This is a genomic window from Marivirga arenosa (genome assembly GCF_030503895.2).
Taxonomy (GTDB): domain Bacteria; phylum Bacteroidota; class Bacteroidia; order Cytophagales; family Cyclobacteriaceae; genus Marivirga; species Marivirga arenosa.
In genome coordinates, this window is the sequence record NZ_CP129970.2 from 2,513,024 (window position 1) to 2,530,492 (window position 17,469).

At 33.8% G+C, this 17,469-nt stretch carries 17 protein-coding genes; 10 read left to right on the forward strand and 7 right to left on the reverse strand.

Going from position 1 to position 17,469, the window contains the following annotated elements; all coding sequences use genetic code 11:
* The first annotated feature begins 74 nt into the window (after nt 1-74).
* The 4 genes from QYS48_RS11040 to galE all read left to right on the forward strand — a co-directional run bounded on the left by QYS48_RS11040 (nt 75) and on the right by galE (nt 5,911).
* Nucleotides 75-2,462 carry a TonB-dependent receptor gene (locus QYS48_RS11040; RefSeq protein ID WP_308355953.1) on the forward strand — a complete coding sequence of 796 codons (2,388 nt, stop codon included), beginning with the start codon at nt 75-77 and terminating at the stop codon, nt 2,460-2,462.
* Between the two features lie 129 nt (nt 2,463-2,591).
* The gene (locus QYS48_RS11045) at nt 2,592-3,890 is read left to right on the forward strand and encodes a UDP-glucose/GDP-mannose dehydrogenase family protein (RefSeq protein WP_308355954.1); all 1,299 of its coding nucleotides are present in this window, start codon (nt 2,592-2,594) and stop codon (nt 3,888-3,890) included.
* Nucleotides 3,891-3,893: 3 nt separating this feature from the next.
* Nucleotides 3,894-4,886: an SDR family oxidoreductase gene (locus QYS48_RS11050; protein WP_308355955.1), complete on the forward strand. Its 993-nt coding sequence runs from the start codon at nt 3,894-3,896 to the stop codon at nt 4,884-4,886.
* Complete coding sequence (galE, locus tag QYS48_RS11055) at nt 4,886-5,911, forward strand: UDP-glucose 4-epimerase GalE (RefSeq protein ID WP_302101774.1); 1,026 nt, start codon at nt 4,886-4,888, stop codon at nt 5,909-5,911. Before QYS48_RS11050 ends, galE begins: the two co-directional genes overlap by 1 nt.
* A 2-nt stretch (nt 5,912-5,913) precedes the next feature.
* On the opposite strand, the gene QYS48_RS11060 is transcribed toward galE, so the two are convergent.
* Together QYS48_RS11060 and dxs are read right to left on the reverse strand one after the other, a co-directional pair.
* Nucleotides 5,914-6,687 carry an alpha/beta fold hydrolase gene (locus QYS48_RS11060; RefSeq protein WP_302123488.1) on the reverse strand — a complete coding sequence of 258 codons (774 nt, stop codon included), beginning with the start codon at nt 6,685-6,687 and terminating at the stop codon, nt 5,914-5,916.
* Entirely contained in the window at nt 6,684-8,609 is a 1,926-nt protein-coding gene (dxs, locus tag QYS48_RS11065; RefSeq protein WP_308355956.1) for a 1-deoxy-D-xylulose-5-phosphate synthase, read from the reverse strand. The genes QYS48_RS11060 and dxs overlap by 4 nt, the downstream gene beginning before the upstream one ends.
* Nucleotides 8,610-8,788: 179 nt before the next feature.
* Between dxs and QYS48_RS11070 the strand changes: the two genes are divergently transcribed.
* The 3 genes from QYS48_RS11070 to QYS48_RS11080 are packed head-to-tail and all read left to right on the forward strand — an operon-like array spanning nt 8,789 to nt 11,013.
* On the forward strand, nt 8,789-9,535 hold the full coding sequence (locus QYS48_RS11070) for a segregation/condensation protein A (RefSeq protein ID WP_308355957.1): 747 nt from the start codon (nt 8,789-8,791) through the stop codon (nt 9,533-9,535).
* Nucleotides 9,532-10,581, forward strand: coding sequence for a lysylphosphatidylglycerol synthase transmembrane domain-containing protein (locus tag QYS48_RS11075; protein WP_308355958.1), 1,050 nt, complete (start codon nt 9,532-9,534; stop codon nt 10,579-10,581). The genes QYS48_RS11070 and QYS48_RS11075 overlap by 4 nt, the downstream gene beginning before the upstream one ends.
* 36 nt (nt 10,582-10,617) lie before the next feature.
* On the forward strand, nt 10,618-11,013 hold the full coding sequence (locus tag QYS48_RS11080; RefSeq protein ID WP_302101771.1) for a VOC family protein: 396 nt from the start codon (nt 10,618-10,620) through the stop codon (nt 11,011-11,013).
* Between the two features lie 15 nt (nt 11,014-11,028).
* On the opposite strand, the gene map is transcribed toward QYS48_RS11080, so the two are convergent.
* The 4 genes from map to QYS48_RS11100 are packed head-to-tail and all read right to left on the reverse strand — an operon-like array spanning nt 11,029 to nt 12,786.
* Complete coding sequence (gene map / locus QYS48_RS11085) at nt 11,029-11,820, reverse strand: type I methionyl aminopeptidase (RefSeq protein ID WP_308355959.1); 792 nt, start codon at nt 11,818-11,820, stop codon at nt 11,029-11,031.
* Nucleotides 11,817-12,218, reverse strand: a complete 402-nt coding sequence (locus tag QYS48_RS11090) for a BT0820 family HAD-type phosphatase (RefSeq protein ID WP_308355960.1) — start codon at nt 12,216-12,218, stop codon at nt 11,817-11,819. The genes map and QYS48_RS11090 overlap by 4 nt, the downstream gene beginning before the upstream one ends.
* A gap of 3 nt (nt 12,219-12,221) precedes the next feature.
* Nucleotides 12,222-12,524 (reverse strand): hypothetical protein, encoded by a 303-nt coding sequence (locus tag QYS48_RS11095; protein ID WP_308355961.1) that lies wholly within the window; start codon nt 12,522-12,524, stop codon nt 12,222-12,224.
* 34 nt (nt 12,525-12,558) lie between these two features.
* Nucleotides 12,559-12,786, reverse strand: coding sequence for a hypothetical protein (locus QYS48_RS11100; protein ID WP_302101768.1), 228 nt, complete (start codon nt 12,784-12,786; stop codon nt 12,559-12,561).
* Nucleotides 12,787-12,966: 180 nt separating this feature from the next.
* Between QYS48_RS11100 and QYS48_RS11105 the strand changes: the two genes are divergently transcribed.
* Nucleotides 12,967-14,124, forward strand: coding sequence for a 1-acyl-sn-glycerol-3-phosphate acyltransferase (locus QYS48_RS11105; protein ID WP_308355962.1), 1,158 nt, complete (start codon nt 12,967-12,969; stop codon nt 14,122-14,124).
* Nucleotides 14,125-14,268: 144 nt separating this feature from the next.
* On the opposite strand, the gene QYS48_RS11110 is transcribed toward QYS48_RS11105, so the two are convergent.
* Entirely contained in the window at nt 14,269-15,300 is a 1,032-nt protein-coding gene (locus tag QYS48_RS11110) for an RluA family pseudouridine synthase (RefSeq protein ID WP_308355963.1), read from the reverse strand.
* Between the two features lie 218 nt (nt 15,301-15,518).
* Here QYS48_RS11110 and QYS48_RS11115 point away from each other — a divergent pair, with 218 nt between their 5' ends.
* Nucleotides 15,519-16,292, forward strand: coding sequence for a hypothetical protein (locus QYS48_RS11115; RefSeq protein ID WP_308355964.1), 774 nt, complete (start codon nt 15,519-15,521; stop codon nt 16,290-16,292).
* Entirely contained in the window at nt 16,289-17,449 is a 1,161-nt protein-coding gene (locus QYS48_RS11120) for a hypothetical protein (RefSeq protein WP_308355965.1), read from the forward strand. Before QYS48_RS11115 ends, QYS48_RS11120 begins: the two co-directional genes overlap by 4 nt.
* Nucleotides 17,450-17,469: the final 20 nt, after the last annotated feature.

The following is a 17,469-nucleotide window of genomic DNA, read 5'->3' on the forward strand; positions in this document are numbered from 1 at the left end:
ATCGATATTGAAACAACATTGTAATAAAAAAGTTATGGTTTTGTAATAAAAATAAATTTAAAACTTAAACAAAAATGAAACGCTACATTTTTAGCTTAGTTATTACAATATTAATTGTTTTTACAACATCATTTGAATCATTCGGGCAGACTAAGGCTAGTTTCGGAGGATATGTAAGGGATGCCAAAACTGAAGAACCTCTGATTGGTGCTAGTGTAATAATTGAAGGAACTCAGTTAGGTGCTGTTACAAATATTGATGGTTATTATGAAATTAAAAATATTGAACCTCAGTCCTATACAGTTACGGCCTCATATGTTGGTTATCAAAAGAGCTCTAGGTTTAATGTAACAGTAAGATCAGGGGGTATTCCAAACGTTAATTTCGAATTAAGTCAAGATATAGAAAAGTTAGAAGGCGTTACAGTGCGAGCTAATCCCTTTATAAAGAATGAAGAGACACCTTTATCAATACAGAAATTATCTCCTGAAGAAATAGCTACTTATCCTGGTGGAAATAATGATATAGCGAAAGTAGCGCAATCATTACCTGGAGTGAGTGGCTCTGTAGGAGGATTTAGGAATGATATCATTATTAGAGGAGGTGCTCCAAATGAAAACGTTTATTATCTTGATGGTATTGAAATCCCAAATATCAATCATTTTAGTACGCAAGGTAGTGCAGGAGGTCCTGTTGGCTTATTAAATGTTTCTTTTTTTGAAGGAGTTACACTTTCTTCAAGTGCTTTTGCAAGTCAATATGATAATGTTTTGTCAGGCGTGCTACAATTTGACCAAAGAGATGGGAATAGACGAGAATTTAGAAATAATTTTCGCTTAAGTAGTAGTGAGGCGGCTATCACAACTGAAGGTCCGTTATTTAAGAAGGAAGATGAAGAAAGAAGTAATACTTCGTTTATAGCATCAGTAAGAAGATCATATTTGCAATTACTGTTTCAAGCGATTGATTTACCTTTTTTACCCGATTACTGGGATTATCAATACAAGCTTTCTCATAAAATTGATGATTACAATGAGTTAATTTTTACAGGTGTAGGTTCAATAGATGATTTAACTATTAATGCGCCAGATGATTTTAGTCCTGAACAACAAGCAGTATTAGACCAAATACCTGTAATTAAGCAATGGAGTACCACATCTGGTCTTAGTTGGAAACGAAGGTTTAAAGATAATTCAGGCTTTATGACAACTGCACTAAGCACTAATATTTTAAATAATCAATTTGAGCAATTTCAAGATAATGTAAACCAAGAAGGCTTAGTGTTCAGCAATAATTCCCAAGAGCAAGAAATAAAATTGAGATATAATTACACTAAATTCTTGGAAGATTGGACTATCAATAGCGGTTTTATTGTTCAAGAAGCTATTTATACAAATAGCACTGATTTTGCAGGCGACAGAAGAGGGTTTAGTTATGAAAATAACTTCAACTTTACCCGATATGGAGCAAATGCTCAAGCTTCTAGAAATTTTCTAAATGATAGATTAGGTTTATCTGCTGGTTTTAGGTTTGATGGAAACACATTTACGGAAAGTGGAAATGAAATTTATAAAACCTTCAGTCCGAGAGCGTCAATTTCTTATACGTTGGATGAAAAGCGAAAATGGACTATAAATGCATCAGCTGGTAGGTATTATAAAATCCCTCCATATACCATTTTAGGATTCGCAAATGAAAATGGAGAGTTTTTAAATCGTGATGCTGAATATATTCAAAGTGATCATTTAGTTGCTGGAATTGAATATTTAGTAACCCCTTCTTCTAGGTTTAGTATTGAAGGGTTTTATAAAAGATATGATAACTATCCAGTTTCTGTTATAGACAGTGTTTCACTTGCCAATTTAGGAGGAGGCTTTTCAGTCTTAGGTAATGAAGAAATTGAAAGCGTTGGATTGGGAAGAACCTATGGAATGGAATTTTTATACCAACGTAAATTAACAAAAGATTTTTATGCGATTTTAGCTTATACGCTTTATAGAAGTGAGTTTACAGGCTTTGATAAGGATGAATATTTAAGATCGACATGGGATAATCAAAACCTAATCACATTTACTGGGGGCTATAAGTTTGGGAATAATTGGGAATTAAGTGCAAGAGTCAGATACTTAGGTAGAACTCCACTAGCACCAGTCGATCAGGAAGCAACGCTTAGAGCTTATCCTTCTATTGTAAGAGATTATTCAAGACAAGGTGATTTATTACTAGATCCATTTAACCAAACCGATATTAGAATTGATAAAAAATGGAACTTTGACAATTGGACTTTCAACATATTCTTTGAAGTACAAAATGCATTTGTTCAAGACTTACCGTCAGAACCTAGCTTTGGCTTGAGAAGAGATGATATGGGAGATATTATTCAACCTAGGGAATTAGTAAGGATTGAAGACGTAAGCAATAGTTCATTACTCCCGAATTTAGGAGTAGTTATAGATTTTTAAATTAGTACTCATAAATCCCAGAATATTTTAATTTCTATCAAATTATAGTTTAATTTTGAATCAAAATATAAAGGATTGGATTTAACCAATCCTTTGTTTAAATCACGGGATTAAAATTTTACTATATAAATGAAGATAGCAGTAATTGGAACAGGCTATGTGGGCTTAGTGACAGGAACATGTTTCGCTGAAACAGGCAATCATGTAACTTGTGTTGATATAGATGAAGTAAAAGTTCAAAAGCTTCAATCAGGAAAAGTAACGATTTATGAGCCTGGCTTAGAAGCCATTTTTGAAAGAAATATAAAGCAAAAAAGATTAGATTTTACCACTGATCTTAAGGAAGGTGTTAAGGATGCTGAAGTAATATTCCTAGCTTTGCCAACCCCTCCAGGCGGTGATGGTGCAGCTGATCTACAATATGTATTAAAAGTAGCGGATGATCTAGGACATATTCTAGATAAATATGCTGTAATAGTTGATAAAAGCACTGTACCTGTAGGTACAGCTGATAAGGTTCACAACGCTATTGAAAAAAATGCAAAGGTTGAATTTGATGTTGTGTCTAATCCTGAATTCTTAAGAGAAGGTGTTGCAGTAGATGATTTCATGAAACCCGACAGAGTAGTGATAGGAACTCAGTCTGATAAGGCGAAAAAAATCATGGAGCGTTTATATGCCCCATTAGTGCGTCAGGGTAATCCTATTATTTTCATGGATGAAAGATCTGCAGAATTAACTAAATATGCTGCTAACTCATTCCTTGCAACTAAAATTACCTTTATGAACGAAATTGCCAATCTATGTGAACGCTTAGGTGCTAATGTAGATATGGTAAGAAAAGGAATTGGTACCGATACCAGAATAGGTAAAAGGTTTTTATTTGCAGGTATAGGATATGGAGGAAGTTGTTTCCCTAAAGATGTGCAGGCATTAGCAAAATCGGCTAAAGATGCCCAATATGATTTCAAAATATTAAATGCTGTGATGGATGTAAATACCACACAAAAAACACGTTTAATGGATAATTTGAATGGGTATTTCAAAAATAATTTAGAAGGAAAAACCATCGCTATGTGGGGATTGGCTTTTAAACCGAATACAGATGATATCAGAGAAGCCCCTGCCTTATACAATATAGAAGCCTTAATTAGTGCAGGTGCCAAAGTTCAGGCTTATGATCCGGAAGCAATGGAGAATGTAAAAGGGCAGATAGGTGATAAAATCACTTATGCTGAAAATCCTTATGATGCATTGAAAGGAGCAGATGCTTTAATGATCATGACAGAGTGGCCTGTATTCAGAACGCCCGATTTTGATGTTATTAAGGAAGAGCTTTCGGAGCCTTTAATTCTTGACGGAAGGAATTTGTATGAAGTAGATCAGATGCAGGAATTAGGATTGACATATTTTAGTATAGGACGATAAGTCATGGGAAAGGAAAGAGTATTAATCACTGGTGCAGCAGGTTTTTTAGGGTCTCATCTTTGTGATAGATTCATTAAAGAAGGTTATCACGTAATTGGAATGGATAATCTTATTACAGGCTCTATGGATAATATTTCCCATTTAATGGGAAATGAATATTTTGAATTTTATCACCATGATGTGAGTAAATATGTTCATGTCTCGGGTGAATTAAAATATATACTTCACTTCGCCTCACCAGCAAGTCCCATTGATTACCTGAAAATCCCGATTCAAACTCTAAAAGTAGGAGCTCACGGAACTCATAACTTATTAGGTTTAGCAAAGGAGAAAAAAGCTAGAATATTAGTGGCTTCAACTTCTGAGGTTTACGGGGATCCTATGGTCCATCCTCAAACGGAAGATTATTATGGAAATGTAAATCCAATAGGCCCAAGAGGTGTTTATGATGAAGCTAAAAGATTCATGGAATCTATTACAATGGCTTACCATACCTACCATCAATTAGAAACTAGAATCGTAAGGATATTTAATACATACGGGCCTAGAATGAGGTTAAATGACGGAAGAGTATTGCCAGCATTTATTGGGCAAGCCCTAAGAGGGGAAGACTTGACTGTTTTTGGAGATGGTTCTCAAACTAGATCGTTCTGTTATGTTGATGATTTAGTAGAAGGAATCTATCGTTTACTTTTGAGTGATCATGCATACCCAGTAAATATTGGTAACCCTGATGAGATTACTATATCAGAATTTGCAGAAGAAATTATCAAGCTTACTGGTACTAAACAAAAGGTGGTCTATAAAGATCTTCCTAAAGACGATCCTAAGCAAAGACAACCAGATATTACTAAAGCGAAAGAATTATTAAGTTGGGAACCAAAAGTGAATAGAAAAGAAGGTTTGAAAATAACTTATGATTATTTTAAGTCACTTGATAAAGAAAAGTTATTCCAAAAGGAGCATAAAGAATTTGATAAATACATAGTGAAGTAATGGCAAATAAGGTATTAGTTACAGGTGGTTTAGGGTATATAGGTTCTCATACGGTTGTAGAATTGATAAATCAAGGATACGACCCCTTGATAATTGATAATCTTTCTAACAGTGATGTTTCTGTTTTAGAAAGAATCGAAAAAATTACTGGAAAGCGTCCTGAATTTCAACAAGTAGAAATGAGGGACAAGGAGCAGTTACAAGAAGTCTTTTGGAGTAATAACAACCAGATTATAGGGGTTATTCATTTTGCGGCTGTATTATTAGTCGGAGAATCAGTTGAACAACCCTTACATTATTATTATAATAACCTCACTTCAACTATTAACTTATTGGAGTGTATGAATGAATTTGATGTACATTCTATTGTTTTTTCATCCTCATGCACTGTATACGGTAATCCTGATAATTTACCTGTTTCTGAAGAGGCTCCAATAAAACCAGCTATTTCTCCATATGGAAATACAAAAAAAATATGTGAAGATATTTTAAGAGATGCAAGTGTCGCACATCCCATCAAGGTAGTCTCATTAAGGTACTTTAATCCAATTGGAGCTCATGAATCATCATTAATAGGAGAGTTTCAGTCAGGACCACCTCATCATTTGGTTCCTTATATTACTGAAACAGCAAGTGGGAAAAGGGATAAACTCAACATTTTTGGTGGGGATTGGAATACTGCTGATGGAACTTGTATTAGAGATTATATACATGTATCTGATGTAGCAGATGCCCATATCGATGCGATGGAGTTTGCTAATAAACAATCCGAAAATTCATTTAATGTATTCAATATTGGATCAGGTAATGGTTATTCAGTACTTGACATGGTAAATAGCTTTGAGAAAGCTACTGGCATTAAAATTCCTTATGAAATAGTTGAGAGAAGACCAGGAGATGTTGAAGCAGTATATGCTGATACGACAAAATCTGAAACCGAACTAGGTTTTAAAACCAAAAGAGGTTTAGAAGAGATGCTGAAGTCTGCGTGGGATTGGGAGCAAGCCTTAGCTAAAGAAAGCTAATTTTATTTATGAGTTACTTCAATAAACTTTGAGATAGCTTGATATACTTCTTCCTCTTGTTCGAACATTCCCATATGACCTGTCTTAGGTAAGTTTTTCAGATAGGGATGTTTCATGAATTTTATTTGAGATTTACTTAAGGCAACAGGAATACTGGCATCTTCTTCACCATAGATAAATAAAATAGAGCCTTCAAATTCCTTAATAAATTCAATGCTATCAGGACGATCCCTCATCGATAACATGTAATCCGTTAAAGTTTTCTCTGGTATTTTACTACCTTCTTCAACTATGGTTTGAATAGTATCTTTAAGTCTTTCCCTGTGATTTTCATGAAAAAGCATTGGGACGAAACTCTCGATGAATTTAGCTACACCGTATTTCTGTATAAATTCAATAGATTTTACTCTGCCTTCTTTTTTTTCCTCTGTATCAGAAAGTGCAGTAGAGTGTATTAATCCTATATGAGAAACAATATTGGGAAATCTCTTAGCAATTTCTAAAGTAACATAACCGCCTAAAGAATGTCCCATGATGATACATTCAGAAACGTTTTGTCTTTTTAAACAATCGTAAACGGAATTTGCTACCATGTCAAGACTATGCTCATATGGTAAGCTATCACTTTTACCGAAACCAGGCAAATCAGGAGTGATTACCTTATATTTTGAAGATAATCTCTCTCTATAGTGATCCCAAATGGCATGTGTTTCGCCATAACCGTGTAAAAAAACTACCGGATAACCTTTTCCGGATACTTCAAAGTGAATGCTCATAGTTTAGCATGTACAGATTGTTCAACCATTTGAAGCGCTGTGGTAAAAATGCCTTCCGGATCGAAGTTACATTCTGCATGTAGTTCAGCTTGCTCACCATGCTCAACTATTCTATCCGGAATACCCAAACGTTTCACTTGTGAAGAATAATCATTTTCTGCCATAAATTCAAGTATTGCACTACCAAATCCTCCCATAAGGCATCCATCTTCTACGGTAATTACCTTTTTATATTGGGAAAATACCTCATGGAGAAGTTTTTCATCTAAAGGTTTAACAAATCTCATATCGAAAACACCTGCTTCAACTCCTTCTTCAGCTAGTTTGTCAGCAGCCTCTAAAGCATAATTTCCAATATGACCTATACTTAAAATAGCAATGTCTTTTCCATCTCTTACTTGTCTTCCAGTACCAATCTCCATTTCTTCCATAGGGGTTTTCCATTCTGGCATAACTCCTTTACCTCTTGGGTAACGAATAGTAAATGCTTTCCCTTCTCTTGGAAGTTGAGAGGTATACATCATATTTCTCAATTCTGCCTCATTCATTGGTGAAGCAACAATCATATTTGGAATACAACGCATGTAGGCAATATCGTAATTACCATGGTGTGTTGGACCGTCAGCTCCCGCAAATCCAGCTCTATCTAAGAAGAAATTGACTGGAAGATCTTGTATACAAACATCATGAATAACCTGATCATAACCACGTTGCATGAAAGTACTGTAAATGTTACAGAATGGAACCAATCCTTGTGCTGCTAAACCTGCAGAAAAGGTAACAGCATGTTGTTCCGCAATCCCAACATCAAATGCTCTGTCAGGCATGGCCTTCATCATAATATTTAATGAAGAACCTGAAGGCATTGCTGGTGTAACCCCAACAATTTTTTCATTTTGCTCTGCTAATTCAACAATAGTATGTCCGAATACTTCTTGATATTTTGGCGCTGAAGGTTTTGTTACAGGTTTCTTTTGTATTTCACCAGTTATTTTATCAAACTTACCTGGAGCATGCCATTTAGTTTGATCTTTTTCAGCAGGGCCAAATCCTTTACCTTTAGTAGTTACACAGTGTAATACTTTAGGTCCAGGAATATCTTTTAAGTCTCTTAAAACGTGAACTAAATGATTTACATCATGCCCATCAACTGGACCAAAATATCTTAAGTTTAATGATTCGAATAAATTGCTTTGCTTTAAAAGGAATGATTTAATGCTGTTTTCTAATTTGCCAACTACTTCCTGAGCACTTTTCCCAAAACCAGATACTTTTCCTAATAACTTCCATACATCATCACGCATTTTATTGTAAGTGTGAGAGGTTGTGATATCAGTCAAATATTCTTTTAAAGCTCCAACATTAGGATCAATTGACATACAATTATCATTTAAAATAATAATCATATTAGCATCAGAAGCACCTGCGTGGTTCATTCCTTCAAATGCCATCCCGCCTGTCATAGCGCCATCACCGATAACAGCAATGTGCTGTTTTTGTAAATCTCCTTTTAAATTAGAGGCTAAAGCCATACCTAAAGCAGCAGAAATAGAAGTAGAAGAATGTCCTACACCAAAAGCATCGTACTCACTTTCCTTTCTTTTAGGGAAACCCGAAATTCCCTTGTACACTCTATTGGTATGAAATTTTTCTTTTCTACCAGTTAAGATTTTATGACCGTAAGCTTGATGTCCTACGTCCCAAATAATTTGATCTTCTGGAGTATTAAATACATAATGAAGTGCAGTAGTTAATTCTACAACACCAAGACTAGCGCCAAAATGACCACCATAAATTGATACGTTATCAATAATGAATTGTCTTAATTCTTGGCTTAGCTGTACTAATTGTGATTGATTTAACTCCCTAAGTTGAGCAGGGCTATCTATTTTAGATAAAAGTTCTCCGGGTTGAATAAGCATAAGTTTTCAAATGTTTAATGCAAAAAACAAAAACTACTCGTAAATGTTTTTCAACTTACAAATTACCGAATTTTTTGCGTTAAAAAAGCTAATTATTTGATAAAATCCTTTTATAAACCTACAATATTTTCAAATTCAATTATCTTTGAAAATCTAGAACGACTAAATATTCATCTACATTGAGCTTTGAAATAAAATTACCACTTTTTGAGGGGCCATTCGATTTGCTTCTTTTCTTCATTGAAAGGGATGAGTTGGATATTTATGATATTCCTATTTCTAAAATCACGAATGATTTCCTTGATTATTTGAAGCATTTAGAACAGATGAATATCGAAGTGGCAAGTGAATTTATCCTTGTGGCCTCTACTTTGATGAGAATAAAAGCTAAAATGCTGCTTCCCAGACCTCAAATGGATGAAGAAGGAAATGAGATAGACCCTCGAGAGGAACTTGTTCGACATTTATTAGAGTACAAAAAATATAAATCTGTTTTGCAGGAACTTTCCGAAATGGAAGGCAAAATGCAGGAAAAAGAAAAAAGAGGTAATGTTAAGAAAGAGGTTCGATCATTATCTGAAACTATAAATGTAGAAGCTGAACTTCAGAATGTAGACCTGTATAAATTGTTACGTGTTTTTAGGGATGTAATGGCTCGCTATGAGTTGGAGAAAAATAAACCTTCGCATAAAGTGGTCCAATATCCTTATACTATTGAAGGACAGAAAACTCATATCCTTGGGAGATTAGAATTAGATGGACGGATGGCCTTTACAAGTTTTATTGAGGAGAAGCCAGAAAAAATCGCAGTAATATTTAATTTTTTAGCTATTCTAGAATTATTACAAAGTTCACTTATTACCATCACAGTAGGGGAGGGATTCAATAATTTTTGGCTTGAGAAAATTGAAAAAGTCGCTGAATGAAATTAGAGAAAGAGAAAGTATTTAAAACCTTAAATCCTAATAAGGTTTGGATTCCCGTTTTATTAGGTGTTTCTATAGTCGCATTTCTTTTTTATCAAGACGATTCTGTAACGGTTGAAAACCTAACAAAAATATTTGAGGCTGAGATATTTCCTGTTGCTTTAGCCTTTTTTGTTTTATTTGCTCGTGATCTTGGTTACGTCTACAGAATCAGAATGATAACTGGTGAAAGGCTGTCATGGAAGAGTAGTATTTATGTGATTATATTATGGGAATTTGCTTCAGCGGTTACACCTTCAGTAGTTGGAGGTACAGCAGTGGCTGTTTTTATACTCATGAAAGAAGGCTTGAAATTAGGTAAAGCCTTGGCTTATACCATGATTACGGCCATTTTTGACAACCTTTACTTTGTAGTGATGGCTCCAATCGTTTATTTAATTGCATCGGGCTATATTTTTCCACAAAATACAATGGTAGAAAGTCAGTTGGGTAGAAGCTTACCAGCACTTTTTATTATAAGTTATTCATTAATTGCGGTTTACACTTTTGTGATGGCTTTTGCAGTATTAGTAAATCCACGGTGGTTCAGATGGATTTTATTAAAAATTACCTCTATAGGTTTCTTAAGAAGGTGGAGACAGGGAGCCTATGAGCAAGGTTCTGAAATTATGATGGCTTCTAAAGAATTGAGAGGAAGAAGCTTTACGTATTGGCTAAAGATCTCGTTATCTACTTTATTTATCTGGTCTGCTCGTTATGCTATGCTTAATTGTGTTATTGAAGCCTTTACTGATCAGAGCTTTTTCGATCATATTGTAATATTTGCTCGTCACGTAGTGATATGGATTACCATGTTAGTATCTCCAACACCAGGAAGTAGCGGGACTGCGGAATTCATTTTCACGCAATTTTTTAAAGAAGATTTAGGCTCAGTTACATTTATCACGAATATTTTCTGGAGATTAATGACTTACTATCCGTATCTTTTCTTAGGAGCAATTGTTTTGCCACGTTGGATCGCTAAAGTCTTCAAGAAAAAACATTAAGTTTTATAATTCTAGGCTTTTTGCTAATTTGATGATATGCAGATCAATCAAATTAAAGAAGTATGTCTTTACATTAAAGACTTAGAAAAAGCTAAAGAATTTTATAATGGTAAGTTAGGATTACCTATCATGACTTACGTTCCAGAAAAGCTTATTTTTTTTAGATCAGGTACCTCTGTATTATTATGTTTTAATCCAGATTTTAGTGAGCATCAAGATGTTCCACCTCCTCATTTTGCTAGAGGAAAGCAACATATCGCATTTGAAGTTCCAGTTGAGGATTATGAATCAGCTAAAGAAGAACTAAAGCAAAAAGGAATTGAGGTAACCTACGAGCATAAATGGCCTAATGGGAAATTCTCTGCCTATTTTGAGGACCCAATTGGCCATGTATTAGAAATTGTTCCCACTGGCTTATGGGAAAAGGTTTAATATTATTAATATGGGTTAGTAAATAGCTAACCCTTTTTTCTTTAATGCTTCTTCAACATAATCAAATGTTGATAAAATGTCGGGCTTTCCATCTACTATCGCGACATCGTGTTCAAAATGAGCAGAATATCTTCCATCAGCAGTAACGATTGACCATCCATCAGCTAATTGCTTAATACTTCTACCACCTAAGTTGATCATGGGTTCAATTGCTAAGACTAAGCCTTCTTTCAGCTTGGCACCTCTACCTCTTTTACCATAATTAGGTACTTCAGGAGATTCATGCATCTTTCTACCTAATCCATGACCTACTAATTCACGCACTACGCCATAGCCATGTTTTTCAGCATGATGTTGAATGGCAAATCCAATATCACCTATTCTATTGCCCGCTTTACATTCTTCAATACCTAAATACAATGATTCTTTAGTGACTTTTAATAATTGCTCAATTTCAGGTTTTACTTCCCCTACAGCAAATGTATAGGCATGATCTCCATAAAAACCATTCATTTTAACGCCACAGTCTATTGATATTATGTCTCCCTCTTTTAAAGGATCTTTATTCGGAAAGCCATGAACAACCTGCTCATTAGGACTCATGCATAGGGTGTTAGGAAAATCATAAAGACCTAAGAAACCTGGTTCACCACCATTATCTCGGATAAATTCTTCAGCTTTTTTATCTAATTCTAAAGTAGTGATTCCTGGTTCAAGTAATTCGGCCATTAAGCCGAGTGTTTTAGAAACTAGCAATGCACTTTTACGAATTAATTCTATTTCTTCTTTTGTCTTCAAGTGAATCATCTAAACAAGTCTTTTAATTTATCCCAAAATGATCTTTTTGGTAATGAGTAATCAACAGGTGAATTACCTAATAGTTCCCATGTTTTACTCCAACCCAAAAAGCCACCTATATTTCTATCGTCTATAAAGTAGTCAACATTTAATTTCCTACTTTGTCCTTCTTCTAATTCTTCTTCTGGAAAGTTTTTATTTACAGCATAAAATTCAACACCATGCTTTTTACAAAATTCAATAGCTTCCTTTAAAGCTCTGCCCTCGCGTACCGTCCATAATATTAACAAGTGTTGCTGAGATTGAAGGGCTTTTAAAGTTTCAAAAGCAAATAATTGAGGTTTGCCAATATTTGGGTATCGATCTTCAACTATAGTGCCATCAAAATCAACTGCTATTTTTAGCATAAATTACTTTGCTTTGTATTTTGCTCTTATTTTAGCTTTTAAGCAAAGGCGGTTATAAATCAATTCCGCCAGCTTTTCAGCTATATTCTCATTTCCAGCTTGCAAAGTTAAGGCAAATTCTTTTTCTGACACATCTATACGGTACATTATCTGTACTAATTTCTGAAAGTCACTATCTAATAGGTGAGAAAGGTACGGACTAATCGACTTAACAAAGCCATTTTTATCAGAGATGGTCTGCTGATTAAATTCAAAATCAGGAATTAATTTTTGTGAAACAACAACTAATTCTTTTTGGTAATCCATAGATGTAGGTTTACCACAAATCTAATAAGATATATTAAATACTGGAATCTAAGTATGAATTTTGATTCTGATTTTGAAAATCAAACCAATACGTATATTCCTGATAATCTACACAATCATTTAATTTGATATTATTAATTTCCATTTCCATAACAGAACTTTTATGAATCCAATTGCTAAAAAGTTCTTGTTGCTCTTGAGGTAAACAAGAAATCTGGATGAAATTAACACCCGCGTAAAAATTTGGAGTGACTTTATGCATGGTTGATACTTTTGAATTTATACAAAGCTACAATTTTGTAACCGACTTATTATTAAGTGCTTGTTAAATGAATATGAAGTTTTCCCAGAGTGATAATTTGAGTGTAAATAGGGAATTTCCTATCTATTTTCGGGATTTTAACGTAAAAATCATTTATTTCGTGTTTCTATTTTTTGATTTATGGAGTATTTGGAAGTATTTGATTCGATTAGACCTTATAAAGATTCTGAAGTTAATGAAGCGGTTAAGCGTTTCATTCAGCATCCTTTTTTTGATCAGGTTACCAATAGATTATTTCCTGAAAAATCAATTGATGAATTAAAAAAGTCTTTATCTGAGGTGAGTTCAGTTAAAGATTTTCAGAAGGTAATGATGTATCCTACTGCTAGAAGAGTATTAGATAGTAGTTCAGAAGGAATTACTAATGATGGATTCGATAGAATAAACCCTGAAAATGCCTACCTGTTTATATCTAATCACAGAGATATTGTATTGGACTCTACCATTCTGAATGTATTACTATTTGAATTAGGCATAGATACGACAGAGGTTGCCATTGGAAATAATTTACTAGTGAATCAATGGGTGACCGATTTAGCTAAACTTAATAAAAACTTTATTGTGAATAGAAATGTAGCTCCAAGGGAGATGTATTCCTATTCACAGACTTTATCTTCCTACATTCGCTATACTATTTTAGAGGCAAAAACCTCGATTTGGATTGCTCAAAGAGAGGGTAGAACAAAAGATGGAGATGATCAAACTCAACAGGGCTTATTGAAAATGATAGGTTTAAGTGGAGGGAAAGATTTTTATGAAAATTATGCTCCATTAAGAATTGCCCCAATGGCTATTTCTTATGAATATGATCCTTGTGATGTTTTAAAGGCAAGAGAAATTGCTTCCAAATTGGCAGGACAACCTATAGAAAAAACTCCTGAGGATGATTTACAAAGCATGATTGCAGGTATAACTGGTGTTAAAGGAAGAGTTCATATTTCCATTGGTAAAATAGTGGATGAGAAACTTCAAGAAATAAGAGAGATCAAGAATAAAAATGATCAAATGCAGGCATTAGCGGATTTGATTGATGAACGAATTCATAAAAATTATAAGCTATGGCCTAATAACTTCATCGCATATGACTGGTTGTTTGAAAATCGTTTTTCAGATTACTATTCTAAAGAAGAAGCTGAGAAATTTGAAGATTATCTTAGAAATCAAGCTAAAATGTTTTCTGCAGACTTTGATGAATTGAAAGGTCCATTATTAGCCATGTATGCAAATCCTGTTAAGAACAAACTTAAAGTTGAAGGATTGGCTGAAAGTGAGTTATAAAACTTTCGCCTTTACTTCAAAAGTCATTATATGCTGAATTGTAAGATCTAAGTCTTTAGTTTCCTAATTTACTGCCTGTTCAATCAATTTAACCATCTTTGAATATTTAAAACTAATGGTAGCAATACATGAATATCCAGATGTTTAATTAAACTGGATGTAATGCCTCCATTTTTCAAGTACCATTTTAAAATCCTCTGGTAATTCAGTTTCATACTGAACGTGTTTGTTTTGAGTAGGGTGAATGAAACCCAGTGATTTCGCATGTAAAGCTTGCCTTGGTATTACTTTAAAACAATTTTCAACAAAAGCCTTGTATTTAGAAAATTGAGTTCCTTTTAAAATTTTGTCACCACCATAAGTAGCGTCATTAAATAAAGGATGACCAATATATTTCATATGAGCCCTAATTTGGTGTGTCCTTCCTGTTTCCAGATTACATTTGATTAGTGTTACATAACGGAGTCTTTCAATTACTTTATAATGGGTAATCGCAGTTCTTCCAAAATCCCCTTCAGGAAATGCATCCGTTATTCTTCTATCTTTAAAACTTCGGCCTAAATTCACATCAATAGTGCCTTCTTCATTTTCCAATTCCCCCCAAACTAAAGCATAATAGGTTCTTTCAATGCTGTGATCAAAGAACTGTTTTGCAAGATGAGTCATGGCTTGTTCAGTTTTGGCAATCACTAATAAACCAGAAGTATCTTTATCTATCCTATGAACTAATCCCGGTCTGCCTTCATTTCCTTCCATTTCTGGTAATTGTTGAAAATGATATGCTAATGCATTCACGAGCGTACCAGTCCAATTTTGATGAGCAGGATGAACTACCATTCCTGCCTCTTTATTAACAATAAGAAGATCATCATCTTCATAAATAATATCAAGCTCAATGTTTTCAGCTACAACCTCCGTGTCTCGTGGAGGTTCAGGTAACGCAATTCTGATATTGTCATTAGGATGAACTTTATAATTGGGCTTAATTGTGTCGCCATTTACTTGTACAAACCCATCTTTTATTGCCTTTTGAACCTTATTTCGGGTTACATTAGGCAATCTATCCATTAAGAATTTATCTATCCGTAGTAACTCTTGTTTAGGATCAACTTTTATTTGATGATGTTCAAATAAACCATCATCTTCCTGTTCATTGTTTGATATATCTTCTTGCATAATTTTTTCTTGAGCGTAAAGTTAGTAAAAAGATAGTGCGAATGAACCCTTCTATTTATTTTGATTGAAGTATAAAAAGTTTGATCTTTAATGCGGTGTTTGATAAAAAAATGATGTTTAAGTATCTGTGCAGTGTGTTTATATTGCTTATAAGTATTACATGTAATGCGCAATCAGTTTGGGATAAATTAAATAAAGATCCCTTTCAAAATTCTCAAATGTATTTTGGATTTAGAGCTGGTGCGAACTACAATACAATAAATGTAATCAATCGTTATTCTCTTATAAAGCCAACTAATAATCTAAATGAAGGCTTGTATAATAAGCAATATCAAGAGGTTAATAATTTAGGTGTGATATACGGTATAACCTATATGTATCAATTTGAACAAAGATTGGTATTAGGCACAAATGCTTCAGTTAGTAGAGTAAGATTTCAATATTTACAAGAACAGCCTGGTACATCCAACAGCGTTAATTTCACTCATAATCATGGTTTAAATTATCTGGATCTACCTGTTTTTTTTCGATTTATGTTTAGAAAAGTTAACAGTAGATTTTGGGATAGAAAAGGCAGAAAACCAAGTGTGCCTGCTATAATTCCTTTTGCTCAAGCGGGCATAAATTTTTCACTCTTGTTAAATGCAAATAAGGAATACACTAAATACACTATTCAAAATGGTATTGAAAGCCAAGAGTTTAATAAAAATGAAGATATTAAATCAATTATGGCACCTTTTAAAGCCGATGCGTTTGTTGGAGTAGGTGCTAGGTTTAGAGTCAATACTTTTTACATTACGGCTGAAGCCAATTTTCGATATGGATTAAGTAATGCAAACAATCAAAATGCAAGATATGCTAATGAAAATTTACAAAATGAAGCTTATGACGTAATGGATGATATAAATTTCCAGACGGTTGAGGCACTAATTGGAATAATTTTCCCACTAAAATATTTAAGTAAAAAGGAATTTATGCCAGTAGAAATATGAGAAGTTTAATCTATTTATTTATAATTCTTTTTTTATTATCTGCCTGCGATGAGGATATTGTTGAATATAATTCAACTGAGAAATTTAATAGCATTTTTGATAACCCATCAGAGGGGATCAATTACACTCCATTAGATGTTATAGAAACTAATGAAGGTGGTTATATAGTACTCTCTAAGCTAGCGAATAATACAATTTTTGTTTTGAAAGTATCTAACAGAGGAGATTTTCAGTGGAGCAGACAATTAGAACCTCAGTACGTAGATCCTATTGCGGGATTGGTTCAGCAAGGAGATAAATATTATTTTATTGCAGCTACTAACCCAAATGCTACTTCCACTTTGTTTGAGATAAATGATCTAGAGCAAAAAATTGAGCCTTTAAGAACGTATGATAGTTATCCTAATCCTCTTGCTTTTAATACTATCAATCCCAATACATATCTTCTCTTAACCTATAATGACACCACAGGAATGGTATTAAGTAAAATACAAGATGGTTTTGCAATGGAATGGGCCAGAAGATTTGATACTGTGAAATTAACGGATCAAAATATTTTAACCTTTAGACGAACCAAAAAGGAAGAATTTTTTGTAGGTGCATATAATTCTGGTTCGGTATTATATTTTAATGGATTGCGTGGTAATAGTTTAAATTTAACCTATACAAATGATCAGGGTATTCAATCAGGACTAATTGAAAGTCAAGCTCAAGATAAAATCAACTCAATTACGGAGATTGGGAGTGGTCTACTTGCTATTAATTATTTTTATAATAATCAGTCGTACTTTGTAAATAGTTATAGCCCTATTGTTCAGGATACTGTTGAAATAGAATTTTTAGGTGGAGGAAATGTCAGGGACAGACTGAGTATACAAAAAGCGACTTCAGCAGTCATTCCAGTTGGCAATTCTGAATATTTGGTCAATGCTTATACTACTCTAGATGGTAGAATTAAATTGAACTTTTATGATCAAAATTCAGGAGATCTAGTGGCTATAAAGTACATTGGAGGAATTGATCCATTAGCGGTGGTTAAGATTGCACCGACCCAAGATGAAGGTATGATTATACTCTCTAAAATTACTCTTGCTGGAACCAAGGAAAGAATTAATATATTCAAAATCCCAAAAGAAGAGATACTCGAGATTTTGTGATCAACATTTTGCAGTAATTA

What these genes read in the sequence shown, in the direction of transcription:
- QYS48_RS11040 (WP_308355953.1), top strand. Translation starts at nt 75, where the DNA reads ATGAAACGCTACATTTTTAGCTTAGTTATTACAATATTAATTGTTTTT.
- QYS48_RS11045 (WP_308355954.1), top strand. Translation starts at nt 2,592, where the DNA reads ATGAAGATAGCAGTAATTGGAACAGGCTATGTGGGCTTAGTGACAGGA.
- QYS48_RS11050 (WP_308355955.1), top strand. Translation starts at nt 3,894, where the DNA reads ATGGGAAAGGAAAGAGTATTAATCACTGGTGCAGCAGGTTTTTTAGGG.
- galE (WP_302101774.1), top strand. Translation starts at nt 4,886, where the DNA reads ATGGCAAATAAGGTATTAGTTACAGGTGGTTTAGGGTATATAGGTTCT.
- QYS48_RS11060 (WP_302123488.1), bottom strand. Translation starts at nt 6,687, where the DNA reads ATGAGCATTCACTTTGAAGTATCCGGAAAAGGTTATCCGGTAGTTTTT.
- dxs (WP_308355956.1), bottom strand. Translation starts at nt 8,609, where the DNA reads ATGCTTATTCAACCCGGAGAACTTTTATCTAAAATAGATAGCCCTGCT.
- QYS48_RS11075 (WP_308355958.1), top strand. Translation starts at nt 9,532, where the DNA reads ATGAAATTAGAGAAAGAGAAAGTATTTAAAACCTTAAATCCTAATAAG.
- QYS48_RS11080 (WP_302101771.1), top strand. Translation starts at nt 10,618, where the DNA reads ATGCAGATCAATCAAATTAAAGAAGTATGTCTTTACATTAAAGACTTA.
- map (WP_308355959.1), bottom strand. Translation starts at nt 11,820, where the DNA reads ATGATTCACTTGAAGACAAAAGAAGAAATAGAATTAATTCGTAAAAGT.
- QYS48_RS11090 (WP_308355960.1), bottom strand. Translation starts at nt 12,218, where the DNA reads ATGCTAAAAATAGCAGTTGATTTTGATGGCACTATAGTTGAAGATCGA.
- QYS48_RS11095 (WP_308355961.1), bottom strand. Translation starts at nt 12,524, where the DNA reads ATGGATTACCAAAAAGAATTAGTTGTTGTTTCACAAAAATTAATTCCT.
- QYS48_RS11100 (WP_302101768.1), bottom strand. Translation starts at nt 12,786, where the DNA reads ATGCATAAAGTCACTCCAAATTTTTACGCGGGTGTTAATTTCATCCAG.
- QYS48_RS11105 (WP_308355962.1), top strand. Translation starts at nt 12,967, where the DNA reads ATGGAGTATTTGGAAGTATTTGATTCGATTAGACCTTATAAAGATTCT.
- QYS48_RS11110 (WP_308355963.1), bottom strand. Translation starts at nt 15,300, where the DNA reads ATGCAAGAAGATATATCAAACAATGAACAGGAAGATGATGGTTTATTT.
- QYS48_RS11115 (WP_308355964.1), top strand. Translation starts at nt 15,519, where the DNA reads ATGTATTTTGGATTTAGAGCTGGTGCGAACTACAATACAATAAATGTA.
- QYS48_RS11120 (WP_308355965.1), top strand. Translation starts at nt 16,289, where the DNA reads ATGAGAAGTTTAATCTATTTATTTATAATTCTTTTTTTATTATCTGCC.